Raw genomic sequence first — 19208 nt, forward strand, 5'->3', positions numbered from 1 at the left:
ATTTAGGTCTTTTGACCAAAAATAGTCTTTTGAATGTGATTGACAGAATCTTTTAATCTTTTTTCCCTCGAACCAGAAATTTTATACCAAGGAAAGCCACTTTCAATCGCCAGTTTTTCATACCAATCCAAAAAGAATTGACGCATCTCCAGCTCAGGATATTCCCGCTGAGGATCAGGCGCCCAAGGCAAATCCACATCGGTCAGTAAGATCAAATCATATGTCCTTTTTTGGATTTCCTCAAGGACCCAAGGATCTACTTTTTCAAACCGATATTGGGACCAAACTTGAATCACACGAAGGTCGGTATCACAAAAAAGCAACCGCTCGGACTCCAAAGTCTGCTGATCTTCCAAAGCCATTTGCCCTTTCCCTATTTCTACCAAATCCTCATACACATAAGGTCGAGCTATCTCCTCCAAATATTCACGGGCATATTCCTCTACCCAGGGCTCTTTGAAGTGATTGCTCAAATCCTCAGCAAGTGTACTCTTCCCCGTGGATTCAGGACCTAAAATGAGAACTTTATGAATTGGAGGCATGAGCATTGGCTGATTTGATCCAGGCGAGCAATCCTAAAATTGCCAAAATTGTAAAGACCACGAATTGGAATGAGGTAAGTATCAATCCTTTGTAAAAATAAAGCGGAATGGAAACAAAATCTGTCAATAACCAGAAATACCAGTTTTCCACTTTCTTTTTGGCCATCAGCCACATGCCGACAAATGCCGAGGAAGTCGTAAAAGAATCCCAATAGGGAACATCAGAATCTGTGAAATTGGACAGGACTGTCGATAAAACAACATAGGAGCCAGCAAATAACAAAAGAGAGGTAATCCAACCTTTCGAGCTCAGCCAGGTGGTTGGCAAAAGCGCCTCATTTTCCTTCGGGTGAGTCCAAGCATACCAACCGTAAATAGACATGCTAAAGTAATAGGCATTGATGCCCATATCCGCATACAACTTGAATTGGAAGCAAATCCAAACATATATCAAAGTCGAAACAATCCCAGTCGGATAAACCCAAATATGCTCTTTCATGGAATAAAACACAGAGGCAATCCCCAAAAAGGCAGCGATAGCCTCCAGCCAAGTCATGGCGGCAATCCCTTCTCTGAGTCCATCCAATAGGAAGTTGATATCCATGATGCGAAGAAAGGGATAATTGTTGAAAATTTCGAAAGTTAAAAGTTGGAAGGATATATCAGGTGAATTCACTTTTAGATCCTTGAAGCCAACTTATGAATTCTGTTTCTCTTCCAAAGCTTGCCATTGATTTTTATACCCTACCTTTTGACATAGGGCATCGGACTTTGTACTTGGTACATGGTGCTTAAGACTACCGAACGACAATTCACGACAAGTCGCAAACTTTCCGTGGACTTCTAGGGTTAGATTCTTAACTTTGCCAGCTATGACTTTGAGCACTTTATCTGCAAAAACAGACCTCGACTCTCTCGATCCCAAAAATTTTATCATCATCAAAAATGCAAGGGTAAACAATCTGAAAAATCTCAGCGTTGCCATCCCAAGAAATCAATTTGTGGTGGTAACTGGACTTTCAGGCTCTGGAAAATCTTCCTTGGCTTTTGATACGCTTTTTGCCGAAGGCCAAAGAATGTATGTGGAAAGCTTGAGTTCCTATGCCCGCCAGTTTTTGGGCAGAATGGAAAAACCAGAGGTTGAATACATCAAAGGCGTAGCTCCTGCCATCGCGATTCAGCAACAAGTCAACACCAAGAACCCACGATCTACTGTGGGTACCACCACCGAGATTTACGATTATTTGAAGCTGCTTTTTGCCCGAGTGGGAAGAACCATCTCTCCTGTTTCAGGCAAAGAGGTCAAGCATCATACTGTTTCAGATATTGTCGATTACATTCTTTCTTTTGAAGAGGGCTCCAAAGTCATGATTTCATGCCCACTTCAAGTAGAAAGAGGGAGAAAAATCAATCAGGAACTGGAGCTGCTTTTGCAAAAAGGCTATACGCGGATTTTGATTGATGGAGAAGCTTTCTTTGTAGAAGAGCTACTGGAAGAAAAGAAAATACCAAAAGGGAAATACGAAGTATTAATCGATCGAGCTTCTGTCAGAAAAGATGATGAAGATAACCAATTCCGCATAGCTGATTCGGTTCAAACCGCTCTTTTCGAAGGACATGGAGATTGTACCATCACCATCCCGGGACAGGAAACAAAAGGATTTTCCGACCGATTCGAGTTGGACGGAATGACTTTCGAACTTCCTTCGGTCAACTTTTTCTCATTCAACAATCCATATGGAGCTTGCAAAAGATGTGAAGGGTTTGGGAATGTTTTAGGAATCGATCCGGACCTGGTCATTCCAAATAAAGAATTGTCGATTTACGAAGGAGCAATCGCACCTTGGCGCGGAGAATCTTCTAGATCATGGCTTGAGCCTTTGTTGAAAAAGGGAATTGAATTCGACTTTCCAATTCATAGAGCTTACGAAGATTTGACAGAAAAAGAACAAGAGCTTCTTTGGACAGGAAATAAGTATTTCAAAGGCTTAAACGCCTTTTTCAAGGATTTGGAAACCAAAACTCATAAAATCCAGTATCGTGTAATGCTTTCCAGATTCCGGGGAAGAACCACTTGTCCAGAATGTCGGGGTACGCGCTTGAGAAAAGACGCTTCATATGTCAAAATCAAAGAAAAGTCCATTACGGATATTGTCTTGATGCCGATCGATGAGGCATTGGTTTTTTTCTCCAAACTTAATCTCGAAGAGCATGAGGCCAAAGTAGCCAACAGGCTTTTGAAAGAAATCACTAGCCGATTGGAATTTATGGATCAGGTTGGACTGGGATATTTGACCTTAAACCGATTGACCTCGACCCTTTCTGGAGGAGAATATCAGCGAATCAAATTGGCAACGAACTTGGGTTCTGCCTTGGTTGGGTCCATGTACATTTTGGATGAACCGAGTATCGGTTTGCATCCGAGGGACACAGATCGATTGGTCGGAGTTTTGAAAACTTTGAAGGACCTCGGAAATACCGTAATCGTAGTCGAGCATGAAGAAAAAGTCATGCGATCTGCTGATCAGATTATTGACATTGGTCCGGATGCGGGAGTCCATGGCGGTGAACTGCTATTTCAAGGAAGCATCGATGATTTGATTGCTTCAGGACAAACACATACGGCAAAATATCTGAGAGGTGAAGAGCATATTTTCCAGAAAAATGGGAATAGGAAGTGGAAGGACAGTATCACAGTTAAAGGCGCCAAGGAAAACAACCTGAAGAACCTGACTGTCCAATTCCCATTAAATACCTTGACTGTTGTCACAGGGGTTTCCGGCTCAGGAAAATCAACTTTGATCAAAAAGATTCTCTACCCGGCATTGGGAAAAATGCTCGGAACGGTCATTGACGAAAGTGGGAAATATGACAAGATCGAAGGAGATTACAAGCAGATCACTCAAGTAGAGTTTGTAGATCAAAACCCGATCGGAAAATCTTCTCGCTCCAATCCGGTAACCTATGTAAAGGCTTATGATGCAATCCGAACCTTATTCTCTGACCAGCCACTTTCCAAGCAGAGAGGATACAAACCTGCATTTTTCTCTTTCAACGTAGACGGCGGAAGATGCGAAGCCTGTGCAGGAGAAGGAACGACGACTGTTGAGATGCAGTTTATGGCGGATATCCACCTAACCTGCGAATCCTGCAAAGGCAAGCGATTCAAAAATGAGATTCTGGATGTCAAATACAAGGATAAGGACATTTCGGATGTTCTTGCGATGAGTATTGATGAGGCCATGGAGTTTTTTCAGGGAAAAAATCAGATCATCAATCGTCTGGCCCCTCTTCAAGAAGTTGGTTTGGGATATATCGGCATGGGTCAAAGCTCCAACACTTTGTCTGGCGGAGAAGCTCAACGGGTAAAACTCGCCTCTTTTTTAGGAAAAGGAGGAACCAAGTCCACCGATCATGTTCTCTTTATTTTCGATGAACCGACGACCGGACTTCACTTTCATGATATCAGCAAGCTCCTTCATAGTATCAATGCTTTGATAGATCAGGGACATTCTGTAATCATCATCGAGCACAATACCGAAGTGATCAAGTCCGCTGACTGGGTGATTGACTTGGGACCGGAAGGTGGAAATAAAGGAGGCCAATTAACTTTTGCCGGGACTCCAGAAGATTTGGCAAAAGAGGAAAATAACTTTACAGGAATGTATTTGAGGGAGAGTTTTTAATAAAACCAAAGGGCTATTCTCTTCAAATACCATGAAAATCGAAAATCTTAGCTTCGATTTTCATGGTATTTTTGTTTAAAGTCATTTTTCTATCAAGCAATTGATGCTTTTCCACCTTCGGTTTTCTCACTTTCCTTTTTCCAGTTAAATTCGGCATCGAACGAATCAAACACTATGAGAAAAACTTTACTCCTTTCCCTCTTACTCTGTTTGGGAATTAGCTTTGCGCAAGCGCAAATCCAGACCCCTGAACAGTTTCTAGGCTATAAGCCCGGTGACAGATTCACCCCGCATCACCGGATGGTGGACTATTTTGAACATGTCGCCGCCAACAACCCGAATGTAAAATTGATCCAATACGGAGAAACCAATGAAAAGCGTCCCCTGATCATTGCAATTCTTTCAAGTGCCGAAAACATGGCAAATCTGGAGCAAATCCGTACTGACAACCTAAAAAGAGCTGGCTTGATGGATGGAACTCCAAGCACTTCCATTCCAATCAACTGGATGTCTTTCAATGTGCATGGAAATGAATCAGTAGGAATGGAAGCTGCCATTTCTTCATTCCACACCTTGGCAGATCCGACTAATTCAACTTCTCAGGAATGGTTGAAGAATCAGGTGGTGATCATTGATCCAGCTATCAACCCTGATGGTAGAGACCGATACGCTATGTGGTACAACCAAAAAATGAATACTACGCTTCAGCCGGATCTTCAGTCTATGGAGCATAGCGAACCTTGGCCAGGTGGAAGAGCAAACCACTACCTTTTTGACTTGAATAGAGACTGGGCTTGGCAGGTACAGGTGGAATCTCAAGCGAGATTGAAAATGTACCAGCAGTGGATGCCTCAGCTACACTTGGATTTCCACGAGCAGGGCATCAACAATCCATTCTACATGGCACCGGCGGCTGAGCCTTTACATGAGCAATTGACTGCTTGGCAGCATGAGTTCCAAGATATTTTCGGGAAAAACACTGCGAAATACTTCGATGAAATGGGCCGTTTTTATTTCACCAAAGAGCGATTTGACTTGCTATATCCTTCTTATGGTGACACTTACCCAATGTACAATGGTGCAATCGGGATGACTATCGAGCAAGGTGGTGGCGGACAAGCCGGAATCGGTGGATTCAATGCTGTTGGAGACACTGTCACTTTGAGCTATAGAATCGAAGGGCATTATACCGCCGCGATGTCAGCTACTGAAATGACCAGCGCCCATGCAGATAAATTATTGGCAGAGTTTGCCAAATACTATGATGAAAACTCCTCCAATCCGAAAGGACAATACAAGAGCTTTGTCATCAAAGGAGAAAGCAACCCGGCTCAGGTAGCCAAATTGTTGGAGCTTTTGGATAAAAATGGAATCTTGTATGGAAAGGCAGGAAGCAAATCCGGCTTGAAAGGATTCGCTTACCAAACAGGAAAATCCGGTTCATTCTCCACTTCAGATGAAGATGTGGTTATTTCGGCTTACCAACCAAAATCTGTTTTGGCACAAGTTTTCTTCGAGCCAAATCCTCAATTGAATGACAGTATCACTTACGATATTACCAGCTGGTCACTTCCTTATGCCTATGGTGTAGAAGCTTATGCCTTGGAAAGCAGACTAGATCCTGCAGGAGCCTACGAAAGCCCTGAATTCACTCCAAATTCAGTTGGAAAAACTCCGGTTGCTTACATAGCTGATTGGCAGGGAACTAGAGCCGCTGCATTCTTAGCCAGCCTATTCAACGAAGGAATCAGAGTAAAATACCCTGAATTCCCATTCAAAACTGAAGGAAAAAGCTTCCCCGCCGGGACACTTTTGATCACCAAAGGAGACAATAAATACATCGCTGATTTTGATAAAAAAGTCACAGATGCTGCCAATAAATTCGGAATCGAATTGGCTACCACAATGACTGGATACATGGAGGAAGGCAAAGACTTTGGCTCTCCAAACATCCGTGAAATCAAAGCTCCAAAAGTGGCTCTAATCGGTGGACAGGGAACTTCCTCTCTTGGCTTTGGAGAAGTATGGCATTTCTTCGAGCAAGAATTGAACTACCCGCTTTCCAACTTGGAAATGGACAATATTGGGCGATATGATCTAAGCAAATACGATGTGATCATCATCCCAGCTACCTGGGGCGGTGGTTTGAGTAAGCCTGCTTTGGACAAAGTGATGGATTGGGTCAAAGCTGGAGGCAAATTGATAGCAATAGACGGAGCTTTGAATCTTTTCGCAAACAAAGAAGGCTTTGCTTTGAAGACTTTCGATTCTGATGAGGAGAAAAAAGCAGCTGAGAAAGAATCTGAAGAAATCGCAAAAGCTGAAAGATTAGAACCTTATCAAGAAGGTGAAAGATTAGCTATTTCGGGCGGTACAGAAGGATCCATCTATCAGGTAGATATGGATGTGACTCATCCATTGGGATACGGAACAGGTGGTAAATACTACACCTTGAAAAACAGCTCCAGTCATTATGCATATATGGATAATGGTGGTAATGCCGGTAAAATCCTTTCCAATGATTCCTATAGAACTGGCTATATCGGCTACAAAATCAAGTCAAAAATGGGAGGAACTTTGGCTATCGGATCTGAAAGACAAGGCAGAGGAAATATCATTTACTTTGTGGACAATCCAATTTTCCGAGGTTTCTGGGAATCTGGAAAATTGGTTCTGAGCAATGCCATATTTATGGTTGGTCAGTAAACTGATCGAAAACTCAAAAGGAAGCCGATTGCAGTAATGTGATCGGCTTTTTTATTTCAAAACTTACCGAAAATCATTTTACTCTGTTGATTATCAATTTCTTTTTCTATTTTTTCTAATTGAAACAATAACCCTAAAATCAAACCATTCATGAAAACCAACAGACGAGATTTTTTCAAAAAAGTGGGGGCTGGAACTTTGGTTGCTGCAGTACCATTTGCATCCTCAGCCAAGCCTTTTTCCTCATCAAATCCAAAACCATCAGATGATCAATTTCTTCAAATCGGAGATGAAATCGCAATAGCGGAAACCAGTTTTGGAAAAGTTCGAGGCTATATCCTCAACGGTGTTTACACCTATTTAGGCATTCCCTATGGTGCAAATACCACTGGCAAAAACAGATTTATGGCTCCAAAAAAGCCAGAGTCCTGGACAGGTGTGAAGCCAACGATTTGGTGGGGAAATACAGCTCCACAGATCATGGATAACCGCTATGCAAATCCTGATTATTCCTTTGCTGATCACTGGAATTATGATGACGTTAGTGAGGATTGCTTAAAACTCAATGTCTGGACAAATGGAATTTCAGACGGCAAAAAACGTCCAGTTTTAGTTTGGCTTCACGGAGGTGGTTTTACAAATGGAAATGCAATAGAGCAAGACGGATATCATGGAGAAAATCTGGCTAAAAAAGGAGATATCGTTTTTGTCTCTATTAATCATCGACTCGGCCCAATTGGTTTTACAGACCTTTCAGGAGTTGGCGGTGACAAATACAAAGATTCAGGAAATGTAGGCATGCTGGATATCATTGCATCACTACATTGGGTAAGAGACAATATTGCCAATTTTGGCGGAGATCCAGACAATGTTACCATCATGGGTCAGTCCGGTGGTGGAGCCAAGGTAACCGGAACTATGGCAATGCCGGCATCCCAAGATTTAGTCCACAAAGGGGTAGCCTTGAGCGGCAGCATGCTTTCAGCAAATGATAAGGAATACGCCCAAACTTTGGGAAAATATGTCATGGAAGCAGCTGGTTTGACACCTGCTACCCTTGACAAACTACAGGATTTAAGCTGGCGAGAATATTTGGACACTGCTTATATAGCTCAAGAAAGAATGAGAAAAGAATTTCCATCTCCTGGATTTAGAGGTGGATTTGGTCCGGTAGCAGATGGAATTCATATTCCTGTTGGAGAGTTTTTCTCCGAAACTTCAGCACATGCCTCTGATATGCCACTAATGGTCTGTACCACCTTCCATGAATGGAATCCTACCAGAACAAATGCCGAATTGGAAAAAATTGATTTTCCAGGAGTATTGGAGCAATTAAAAGCTCGATTTGGTGATCAATCGGAAACTATTTTGGCCGCATATCGTCAGGATTTTCCAGAAGCCTCTCCAGCCGATCTTTGGGCTATGATCCTTTCCAATCGCCAATCAGCCATCAATACTGCTAATGCAAAATCCAAACAAAATGCACCAGTGCATTTAGCTTGGTTTGGCTGGGAACCGAATTTGTACGATGGAAGAATGAAGGCTTTTCACTGTATAGATATTTGCTTTTGGTTTGACAATACCGATCGAATGTATACTCATACCGGAGGAGGTGCCAGACCAAGAGCTCTTTCCGAAAAAATGTCCAGTTCTTTGCTGGCTTTTATGAAAACAGGAGATCCCAATACCGATAAATTACCCTCTTGGCCAAGCTACACTTCCAAAAATATGGAAACCATGATTTTGAACGATTCTTGCGAGCTCAAAAACAAACCAGACGGAAATGGACTGATGGCGCTCAGTTCCTAATATATTATTGATTTAATAACAGGTTCAGTATTTCTATTGGACCTGTTTTTTTCTATTTTTAGAAGATATACTATAGGAATCCAAGGAGTTTGACCCTCGACTTTTAACAATAAAACCCATCCCTCTCCAGGTTCCGAATCCCTATTTTACTTTCAATTAGCAACCTATGACAGATTTCAAAAACTTTCAGGTGCCTTATCAGGTTGCCCCTGAATACACTACCAAAACGGCTTATTTCTCCATGGAATTTGCCATCCATCAACCGCTAAAAATTTATTCTGGAGGACTGGGTTTCCTTTCAGGATCTCACCTTCGAAGTGCATACGAATTAAAACAAAATCTGATTGGGATCGGGATTTTGTGGAAATATGGATATTACGATCAAGGCCGAAATCAAGATCAAACGCTGAAACCGGAATGGTATGAAAAACTCTATAGTTTTCTAGAAGATACCGGAATCAAATATCAAATTACTGTACATGACGTTCCTGTTTGGATAAAGGCATATTATCTAGCTCCAACAACTTTCAATGCAGCTCCTCTTTTTCTGCTCAGCACGGATACACCTGAAAATGATTATTTGAGTCAAACGATTACACATAAGCTTTACGATTCTGATACTGCAGCGAAAATCGCTCAATGTATGATTTTGGGAATTGGTGGCGCGAGATTGTTGGATGAATTGAACTTTAATCCGGATGTCTATCATCTCAATGAAGCGCACGGAGTGAGTTCTGTTTTTCACCTATTGAAAAAATTCGGTTCCAAAGAGGAAGTGAAGAAGTGCTTAGTATTTACCACCCACACACCAGAGGAAGCAGGAAATGAAAAGCATGATTACTATTTGCTTAACAAAATGAGCTTTTTCAATGGGTTTACAGTCGATCAAGTCAAAGAACTGACTGGCATGAAAGGTGATATTTTCAATCATAGTCTTGCAGCGCTACGATTTTCCAGAAAAGCTAATGGGGTATCCAGACTTCATGGCCAGGTCAGTCGGGAAATGTGGAAAGATTATCCTGATATTCCTGAAATCACACATATCACCAATTCCCAGAACTATAAATACTGGGCCGACAAGCAGCTTTATAACTTTGAGAATACTGGAGATCAGACAGCTTTTGATGATAGAAAACGATATCTAAAAAAAAGAGCCTTTGAAATAGTAGCTGATCAAACAGGACAACTACTCGATCCTGATGTGTTGACTATTGTTTGGGCAAGACGCTTTGCCAGCTACAAAAGGGCTGAGTTGATCACGAGGGATTTGAGGAGATTTGATGCCCTAATGAAAAACACCAAATATCCAATCCAGATAATTTGGGCAGGGAAGCCATATCCTCTGGATTATGGTGCAGTTTCAGTTTTCAATCAGCTGGTGCATTTGAGTAAAAATTATCCGAATATGGCCGTTTGTGTTGGGTATGAATTGACCTTGAGTAAACGTCTCAAGCAAGCTTCGGATATTTGGCTAAACAATCCACGTGTACCTCGGGAAGCCTCCGGAACTTCTGGTATGACAGCCTCCATGAACGGAAGCGTCAATTTCTCTACCTATGACGGTTGGATTTGTGAATTTGCCGAACATGGAGAAAACTGCTTTATCGTACCTTCTCCAAATTATGCCTCCATGAATATCCAAGAGCAAGATGAATATGACTTGAATAAGCTCTATGAGATTCTGGAAAATGAAATTTTGCCAACCTACTACGATGACAAAGAAAAGTGGAGAAAAATCGTCCAAAAAGGGATGACTGATGTGGTCGGGTACTTTGAAAGTAACCGGATGGCGAAGGAATATTATGAATTGATGTATAAAGGATAAACCGTTCCTAGACAATTAAAGTCAATCACCAAAGCTCAAGTCGGATATTCCGGATTGAGCTTTTACATTCATGCACAAATCTGAATTCGAATGAAAAAATCTTTACTACTGGCATTTCTTTTCTCTTGCTTTTCTACAATGGCTCAAGAAGTAATGCCTCCACTTTTACCTTGGTCTGGATCCTCTGAAACATTGATTGTCGGATCAGACAATCCTTGGGTGACTCCGGGAGAACTAAGTGGATTGACAGAATCTCCAACCTATGATGTAACCACTGAATGGGTGAAAAAATTAGCAGATTCCAGCCCTTATTTGACTTTGAAGTCCATTGGAAAAAGTGAACAAGGTAGAGATATCTGGATGCTAATCGCCTCCAAAAGCAAAAATTTCGATTCAGAATTTTTAGCAAAGGAAGACAAGGCTCTTCTCTTTTTCCATGGAGGGATCCATGCAGGAGAAATCGACGGTAAAGATGCCGGAATGATGCTTTTTCGAGATATCGCACATGGAAACAAAAGCGGATTGTTGGATGAAGCAAACATCCTTTTTATCCCCATCCTAAATGTGGATGGCCATGAAAGAAGAAGTGCCTATGGTCGGGTCAATCAGAGAGGTCCTGCGGAAATGGGATGGAGAACAAATGCTCGAAACCTGAACCTCAACAGAGATTATACAAAAATTGAAACCGCTGGAATCGATGCTGTTATTGACGTCATCAACGCATATGATCCGGATTTATATGTTGATGTCCACGTGACCGATGGGGCGGATTATCAATATGACGTCACCTATGGCTACGTGAAGACGGGTGGCTATTCCCCTTCAATTAGCAAATTCCTTTTTGAGGACTTTCAGCCTGAAGTAGACCAGGCCTTGAGCAAAGCTGGGCACATTCCCGGACCGTTATTATTTGCAGCCAATGGAGATGATTTTACAGAAGGAAATGTCGCTTTTTCATTTAGCCCACGCTTCTCCCATACTTATGGCGATGTCAGACATATGCCTTCTATTTTGATAGAAAACCATTCGTTGAAGCCTTTCCGTCAGCGGGTATTGGGAACATATGTATTCCTGGAACAAGCTATCAAAAGTATTTCCAAGCAATATCAAACAATCCGAAAGGCAGTTGCTAACGATCAAAACCAACAGGAAAAAAGCTTGCCAGTAAAATTTGCCTTCCGCGACACACCTGCCGACACGATGGATTTCAAGGCCATTGCTTCTCACAAAGAAAAATCTGAAATCACAGGTGCCGACTATGTGGTTTGGGATGCAAAAGCTATTTCTCAAAAAGTGCCTAGTCTTTTGATGGATGTGCCTGTTCAGAGTGTTGAGATTCCAAAAGCTTATTGGATTTCTTCTGAATGGAGTGATTTGATCGAAAAACTCCAGAAACATGGGGTCGAGATGGAAATTATCTCTTCTCCACAAGAAAAAGAATTGGAGTATTCCAAAGTGACGGACTACAAAATGGGCAATCAGCCTTACGAAGGAATGATGCGGGTTCAGAACTTTGAAACTGAAAAAATCTCCCGTTCTCAGACTTTTCTTCCTGGATCTGTCAGGATTTCTACCGATCAGGATTTGAAAGAATTGTTAGTTGTTTTACTGGAAGAAGAATCAGTTGACAGCTTTTTTCAATGGGGCTTTTTCAATACCATTTTCTCCCGAACTGAGTATATGGAAACCTACATCATGGAACCGATGATGAAGCAAATGATGGAGAAAAACCCCGAACTCAAGCAAAAATTAGAAGAGGCCAAAGCTGCTGATCCTGAACTGGCAAATAGTCCAAGAAGAATTTACAGCTGGTTTTATGAACAAACTCCATACATTGATCAAAACTGGAAAGTCATTCCGGTAGGTAGAGAATGGTAAGTTTTTGATATGAAAATAGAGCATTTAGCAATTTGGGTTGGAGAATTGGAAGCCATGAAATCATGGTATTGTGGAAACTTGGGTTTGACTTCAGGAGAATTATATCATAATCCCAAAAAAGGATTTAGCTCTTATTTTCTGTCATTTGAATCAGGAGCAAGGATTGAATTAATGCAGAGACAGGATATAAAGTCCGGCTCTGAAGGCCCTCAAATCGGTTATGCCCACGTAGCAATTTCCTTGGGTTCCAAAGAAAAGGTGGATGAAATGACAGCTCTATTTCAGAAAAAAGGAATCCCAGTGGTGGATGGCCCAAGAACCACTGGAGATGGCTATTATGAATCCGTCGTCCAAGACCCCGAAGGGAACTTGATAGAATTAACAATTTGACCTTGGAGAAACCTTGGGATGCATCTTTTGGTTATTTGAATAAATCTGGCAGATCAAGCGATAAATCAGTACCTTCGCCCTTTAAATCTTTCCCATAAATTATGAGTCAAGCCCCTGCTGCACAGGAAGAATTTATTGAGATTTTTGGTGCTCGAGAGCACAATTTAAAAAACCTGGACATCAAGATTCCACGGAATCAACTGGTGGTAGTCACAGGTCTCAGTGGCAGTGGAAAAAGCTCTTTGGCTTTTGACACCATCTATTCTGAGGGACAAAGACGATATCTGGAGAGTTTTTCTGCCTATGCCCGTTCATTTTTGGGCGGAATGGAGAGACCCGATGTAGATAAAATCAATGGACTATCTCCTGTAATTGCTATTGAACAAAAGACCACCTCGAAAAACCCTCGATCCACAGTCGGCACAGTTACAGAAATCTATGATTTCATGCGATTGCTTTATGCCAGAGCTGGGGAAGCCTATTCTTATGAGACGGGCAAGAAAATGATCCGCCAGACTGAGGATCAGATTATTGAACAGCTTTTCTCAAAATTTTCAGGAAAGAAATTATACATCCTGGCCCCTGTCGTCAAAGGAAGAAAAGGACATTATCGAGAGCTTTTTGAGCAAATCCGAAAAATGGGATTCTCGAAAGTTCGAGTGGATGGTGTCGTGATGGAGATGGTTCCAAAGATGCAAGTCGACAGATACAAAATCCACGATATTGAGATTGTCATCGATAGAATCGTGGCTGATGAAGCTGATCGATTCCGCATCACTCAATCGCTCAAATCAGCTTTGCAGCATGGAAAAGGGGTGATGATGATCCGTGAGGAATCCGGTGAAATCCATCATTTCTCCAAATACCTGATGGATCCTGAGACCGGCCTATCTTATGATGAACCAGCTCCCAACACCTTCTCATTCAACAGCCCTTATGGTGCTTGCCCAACTTGTAATGGACTGGGGATTACAGAAGAAGTCACCAAGGAAAGTATCATTCCAGATCCAAAATTGAGCATTACTAGAGGAGGAATCGCACCTCTGGGAGAATATAGAGACATCTGGATTTTCAAGAAAATCGAAGCCATACTAAAGCATTACAAATGCAGCATGAGTACGCCTATCGAAAAGCTTCCAGAGAATGTGGTTGACGTACTTCTTTATGGAGACAAAGTCGAAGTGGCTGTAGACTCCGTTAAATATCCGGGAACAAAATGGCATACCACTTTCGAGGGGATTGTGAATTTCCTTCAGAAATATCAGGAGGGAAGTTCTGAAAAAATTCAAGATTGGGTATCGGAATTTACCGTAACTCAAACTTGTCCAGACTGCCATGGCTACCGATTGAAAAAAGAAGCTCTACACTTCAAAATCGCCGAAAATCACATTGGTGAGTTGGCGATGATGGATATTCAAACCTTGGGTAATTGGTTTGATGGCATTGAGGAAAAGTTGACTGAAAAGCAACAGATCATCGCTCAAGAAGTTTTGAAAGAAATCCGCAAGCGAATTGGTTTCTTGTTGGATATCGGGCTGAATTATCTGACCCTAAATAGACCTATCCGAACTCTTTCAGGTGGAGAAGCACAACGTATCAGATTGGCGACTCAAATCGGAACCCAATTGGTAGGCGTTCTTTACATCCTGGATGAGCCAAGTATTGGTTTGCATCAAAGAGACAATGTCAAATTGATTCAGGCACTTCAAAGCCTTCGCGACTTGGGCAACTCTGTATTGGTTGTCGAGCATGACAAAGACATGATGCTGGCGTCGGACTATATTCTAGATATGGGCCCAGGCGCTGGTAGACATGGCGGACATGTAGTGGCGTCAGGAACTCCTAAGGAAATCCTCAAACAAGGAGGAGTAACTGCCAATTATCTCAAAGGTAAAACTGGCCTCCCAATTCCTGAGGAACGCAAAAAAGGAAAAGGAGAAAGTTTGATTTTGAAAGGTGCGTCAGGGAACAACCTGAAAAATGTAGACTTGGAGATTCCTCTAGGCACATTGACTTTGATCACAGGAGTATCTGGAAGCGGAAAGAGTACATTGATCCACGAAACTTTGTATCCGATCCTTCGCCAGCATTTCTACAATTCGAAAAAAGACCCAATGCCATATCAGAGTTTCTCAGGCTTGGAGCATTTGGACAAGGTAATCGAGGTAGACCAATCCCCTATCGGCAGAACTCCTAGATCCAATCCAGCAACCTATACAGGTGTATTCTCTGATATCCGAACATTATTTACTGAATTACCAGAGGCAAAAATCCGTGGCTATAAACCGGGCAGATTCTCTTTCAACGTGAAAGGAGGAAGATGTGAGGATTGCGAAGGCGCAGGAATGAAATTGATCGAAATGGACTTCCTACCGGATGTTCACATTCCATGCGAAACCTGTAAAGGAAAACGCTATAACAGAGAAACACTGGAAGTCAGATTTAAAGGAAAATCTATTTCTGACGTCTTAGATATGACAGTGGAGCAAGCAGTCGAGTTTTTCCATAACCAGCCAAAGATTCTTCGTAAGATCAAAACCTTAAACGATGTAGGTTTAGGTTATATCACATTGGGACAACATGCCACAACTCTTTCAGGTGGTGAGGCTCAGCGTGTGAAGTTAGCAACAGAACTTTCCAAAAAGGATACCGGGAAGACATTCTATATTTTGGATGAACCGACGACTGGACTTCATTTTCAAGACATAGCTATGTTGATGACAGTACTCCAAAAGTTGGTAGACAAAGGCAATACTGTTTTGATCATCGAACACAATCTTGACGTGATCAAAGTAGCGGATTATGTAGTAGATCTGGGACCAGAAGGTGGAAACAAAGGAGGGAATATTCTTGTCAGTGGGACTCCGGAAGATGTTGCAAATCATCCAAAAAGTTACACAGGAAAATTTTTGAAACTGGAATTAAATAGCTGATTTAGGGGCAAATCAGAGCTATATTCCTTTTATCACAATCCAAATTTTCCTTTCTCAAGCTTCAGTATCTTTGAGGTTCTATGAATCGCATCAGCTTATATTGGCTATTACAAATCCTCGGCTGGGGAGGAATCGCCTTTGTACAAATTTTCTTTGTTTCCCTTTCAGATTTGGGAATCTCCTCTGTACAAACATGGGCATTCATAGCCATTTCTATATTCTATTTACTTTCCACGCATTTTCTGCGATTTATAGTAAAAAAGTACGATTGGTTTAAGCTAGGAATATCCCAATTATTATTTCAGTCCGTATTGTCAATGTTGGCTTTAAGCTTTGTCAATGTTGTTGTTCAATTTCTGATAAATGGATCATTTGGCATTCTGGATTCTCAAAGAGATTTCGGAATTATGGTGATTCTGGCGAACCTGTTTTTTGCCTTCCTCTTTTATGCCATGTGGTTTTTGTTGTATTTTCTTTTCCACTTCTTGGACAACTACAACACCACATTAAAATACGAAGCTAAGATCAACCAAATCCGTCTTAATCACCTAAAAAGCCAACTGAATCCTCATTTTATCTTCAATGCGCTCAATTCTGTTAGGGCTTTGGTTGATGAAGATCCTGATAAAGCAAAAGGAGCAATCACCCGAATCTCCAATATCCTTCGCTTTTCCTTGATGATGGATAAAAAACAAACCATCGAATTTGAGGACGAATTGAATACAGTTAAGGACTACCTGACTTTGGAATCCATTCGTTTTGAAGAGCGTCTGCAAGTCGAGTACAATATTGAAGACGAGGCATTTAATTATAAAATCCCCCCAATGATGCTTCAGACCATTGTAGAAAACGCCATTAAGCATGGCATCTCAAATTTGGTCAAGGGAGGTCTAATTGAGATAAAATGCAGAGAAGGTCTCGAGGATGATTTGTATATTCAGGTGAAAAATAGCGGACACCTTGCCACCCCCCCTAGTTTGAAGGCGAAAGCTGATGGCGGGCATGGTCTCAGCAACACTGTACAGCGATTACGTTTGATTTATGGAGAAAAAGCGAGCTTCCGAATTTTCAATTCTGGAAATCAATACGTTATCACTGAAATCAAAATCCCGAAACAAAGAGTTACATTCGAATCATAAAACGAATATATAATGCGAGCCATAGTAATTGACGACGAAAGATTGGCCAGAAAGGAGCTGATCACCCTACTTAATCAGCTGGAAACCGTCGAAGTAGTCGGAGAAGCTGTCAATGTAGAAGATGCAAAAGAGAAAATTGATCAATTGAGTCCAGATGTGATTTTTCTGGATATTCAAATGCCGGAAAAAACTGGTTTTGATCTTTTAGAGGAGTTGGACAATGTCCCTCATGTCATCTTCACCACAGCTTATGATGAGTATGCTCTGAAAGCTTTCCAAGTAAATGCTTTGGATTACCTTTTGAAACCAATCGAACCAAAAAGATTGGAAGAAGCTATTCAGAAACTTTCCGGAAAATTTGATGCTCAAAGCAAACGTGAGGAAGAACCTACTTCTTCCAGCAATAAGAAATTAACTCTGGATGACCAGGTCTTTGTCAAAGATGGGGACAGATGTTGGTTTGTAAGACTTTCCAATGTGAGATTGTTCGAATCAGATGGAAACTACATCAAAGTTTATTTCGACAATTTTAAGCCAATGATCCATAAATCATTGAATGCGTTGGATGAAAGACTGGATGAAAAGTCCTTTTTCCGTGCTAGCAGAAAGCATATCATCAACTTAGGATGGGTCGAAGCGATCGAGCCTTGGTTCAACGGAGGTCTTGTAGTTACCTTAAGAGGAGGAGACAGAATTGAGGTAAGCCGCAGACAAGCAGCGAGATTCAAGGAAATGATGAGTCTATAACTTTCATAGACAAAAAAAAGCATTTGATTTCCCGAATAAAATTCTGTAATTAGTGGTTATTAGCTTTTAGCAATAGTTTTTAGTCATATTATAACCAATAAAACGCATTATCTGCAAAACTCATGAAAGAAGAGCGGATTCTAATTGTCGAGGACGACCCAAGCATTGCGGAGAATATTCAGGAGATCTTAGAACTCCTCGGGTATATCAACATTGATATCGCCAATTCGGCCAATCAGTGTATCAAGGTCATCAAAAAATACCGTCCTGATTTGATATTCATGGATATCAAGCTCAAGGGCGACAAGGATGGTATTGAACTAGGGGAAATTGTCAAGCAGATGGTGGATGCTCCATTGGTGTTTGTAACTTCTTACTCTGATCCTACTATCATCGAAAGAGCTAAAAGAATCGCACCTGCAGGCTTTATCGTGAAGCCATTCAATACCAACGATATTCATGCGATTGTAGAGATTGTTCTTTATAACAAGAGAACCAAACCTGCTCCTGAGGCTGCAGCAGTCAAAACTTCTACAGAAAGTCCATTCTTGGTAACTGATGCAGTCTTTATCAAAGCTGACAATGCATTTGAAAAGGTTCCATACGACGAAATCTACTATGTAGAGGCCAATGGTAATATGGTGACGATTTTCACCAAAAACAGAGATTACAATATTCGAAAGTCCATGAAGGAGATCGAAGAAATCCTTCCTTCTCATTTATTCCTTCGGGTTCAAAAGTCATACATCCTTTCTTTAGGTCAAATCGAAAGCTTCAATACCAAAGAAATCACCTTGAAGCAAGGCTCGGTAGTACAGGTAGGAAGACAATATTACAATAGCTTTTTGGCGAAATTGAATACAATTACAGAAAGTTAAAAACCACTTAAACCGGATTGAGGGCTGTTTTAGAAATAAGGCAGCCTTTTTTTTAGCACAAAAAAAAGGTGGGTAAGACCCACCTTTTTTATTAACCAAACAATCAACCAAATTAACCCTTACGAGTTTGTCTTTAGGAATTCCCGGAAGTCTGGGAATCCTCAATTTTGTAAATGTCTACCTGAACGGCTTCAGGACTTGTTGCTTTTTCATTTCCGACTTGTGGAGTTGGTTTAGTAATTTCAAATCGGGCAGTATGCTGTGCCGAATGGCTCTCTGATTTTGCTTTGATAACGATGGTCATCGCCATTGCCAATCCGAGTGCAGCACAGATATTTTTTTGTGTGAAGATTGAAGTAATCATGGCAATTATATTTGGTTTAATTTCGTATGATATCCCTATTGCCAAAACTGTCCCAAACTAAAAAAAGGGCCTAAAATAGCTCTATTCAGCATTTTAACATTTGGAAGGTGTACGTTACCGAACACTAATTTGCCAACCGCGGACAAAAAACCGAACAATATTTGGTAAAGCTAAGGTTACATAAAGTCTGAAAAAATTTCATTCCGATCTCTTATGCTCTAAGTAATTTCATTTAGCTATTCCAATGAAAAAGATTAATCCTCGATTCCGCTCTGACTCACAGTAGGAAAAGCCAAAAAAAGAGGGACTTA

13 protein-coding genes are annotated in these 19208 nt (G+C 41.3%); 10 read left to right on the top strand and 3 right to left on the bottom strand.

Annotated elements, in window-relative coordinates:
• Positions 1-2: 2 nt before the first annotated feature.
• Both O0V13_RS00680 and pnuC read right to left on the bottom strand, forming a co-directional pair.
• Positions 3-542, bottom strand: coding sequence for an ATP-binding protein (locus O0V13_RS00680; RefSeq protein WP_268033068.1), 540 nt, complete (start codon positions 540-542; stop codon positions 3-5).
• Positions 526-1146 (bottom strand): nicotinamide riboside transporter PnuC, encoded by a 621-nt coding sequence (gene pnuC, locus O0V13_RS00685; RefSeq protein ID WP_268033069.1) that lies wholly within the window; start codon positions 1144-1146, stop codon positions 526-528. The genes O0V13_RS00680 and pnuC overlap by 17 nt, the downstream gene beginning before the upstream one ends.
• A 268-nt stretch (positions 1147-1414) precedes the next feature.
• Here pnuC and uvrA (O0V13_RS00690) point away from each other — a divergent pair, with 268 nt between their 5' ends.
• The 10 genes from uvrA (O0V13_RS00690) (at position 1415) to O0V13_RS00735 (ending at position 18533) form a co-directional block, all read left to right on the top strand.
• The gene (gene uvrA / locus O0V13_RS00690; protein WP_268033070.1) at positions 1415-4228 is read left to right on the top strand and encodes an excinuclease ABC subunit UvrA; all 2814 of its coding nucleotides are present in this window, start codon (positions 1415-1417) and stop codon (positions 4226-4228) included.
• Positions 4229-4402: 174 nt separating this feature from the next.
• Positions 4403-6934: a M14 family metallopeptidase gene (locus O0V13_RS00695; protein ID WP_268033071.1), complete on the top strand. Its 2532-nt coding sequence runs from the start codon at positions 4403-4405 to the stop codon at positions 6932-6934.
• 150 nt (positions 6935-7084) lie between these two features.
• Complete coding sequence (locus O0V13_RS00700; protein WP_268033072.1) at positions 7085-8743, top strand: carboxylesterase/lipase family protein; 1659 nt, start codon at positions 7085-7087, stop codon at positions 8741-8743.
• Between the two features lie 166 nt (positions 8744-8909).
• Positions 8910-10568 (top strand): alpha-glucan family phosphorylase, encoded by a 1659-nt coding sequence (glgP, locus tag O0V13_RS00705; RefSeq protein WP_268033073.1) that lies wholly within the window; start codon positions 8910-8912, stop codon positions 10566-10568.
• Between the two features lie 90 nt (positions 10569-10658).
• The gene (locus O0V13_RS00710; protein ID WP_268033074.1) at positions 10659-12446 is read left to right on the top strand and encodes a M14 family metallopeptidase; all 1788 of its coding nucleotides are present in this window, start codon (positions 10659-10661) and stop codon (positions 12444-12446) included.
• 9 nt (positions 12447-12455) lie between these two features.
• The gene (locus O0V13_RS00715; protein WP_268033075.1) at positions 12456-12836 is read left to right on the top strand and encodes a VOC family protein; all 381 of its coding nucleotides are present in this window, start codon (positions 12456-12458) and stop codon (positions 12834-12836) included.
• A gap of 101 nt (positions 12837-12937) precedes the next feature.
• Positions 12938-15769 (top strand): excinuclease ABC subunit UvrA, encoded by a 2832-nt coding sequence (gene uvrA / locus O0V13_RS00720; protein ID WP_268033076.1) that lies wholly within the window; start codon positions 12938-12940, stop codon positions 15767-15769.
• Between the two features lie 80 nt (positions 15770-15849).
• On the top strand, positions 15850-16908 hold the full coding sequence (locus O0V13_RS00725; protein WP_268033077.1) for a sensor histidine kinase: 1059 nt from the start codon (positions 15850-15852) through the stop codon (positions 16906-16908).
• A gap of 12 nt (positions 16909-16920) precedes the next feature.
• Complete coding sequence (locus O0V13_RS00730; RefSeq protein ID WP_268033078.1) at positions 16921-17655, top strand: LytR/AlgR family response regulator transcription factor; 735 nt, start codon at positions 16921-16923, stop codon at positions 17653-17655.
• A 122-nt stretch (positions 17656-17777) separates the two neighbouring features.
• Positions 17778-18533: a LytR/AlgR family response regulator transcription factor gene (locus O0V13_RS00735; protein WP_268033079.1), complete on the top strand. Its 756-nt coding sequence runs from the start codon at positions 17778-17780 to the stop codon at positions 18531-18533.
• Between the two features lie 133 nt (positions 18534-18666).
• On the opposite strand, the gene O0V13_RS00740 is transcribed toward O0V13_RS00735, so the two are convergent.
• Positions 18667-18897: a hypothetical protein gene (locus O0V13_RS00740; RefSeq protein WP_268033080.1), complete on the bottom strand. Its 231-nt coding sequence runs from the start codon at positions 18895-18897 to the stop codon at positions 18667-18669.
• Between the last annotated feature and the right edge of the window lie 311 nt (positions 18898-19208).

The organism is Algoriphagus sp. PAP.12, from assembly GCF_026652115.1.
Classification (GTDB): domain Bacteria; phylum Bacteroidota; class Bacteroidia; order Cytophagales; family Cyclobacteriaceae; genus Algoriphagus.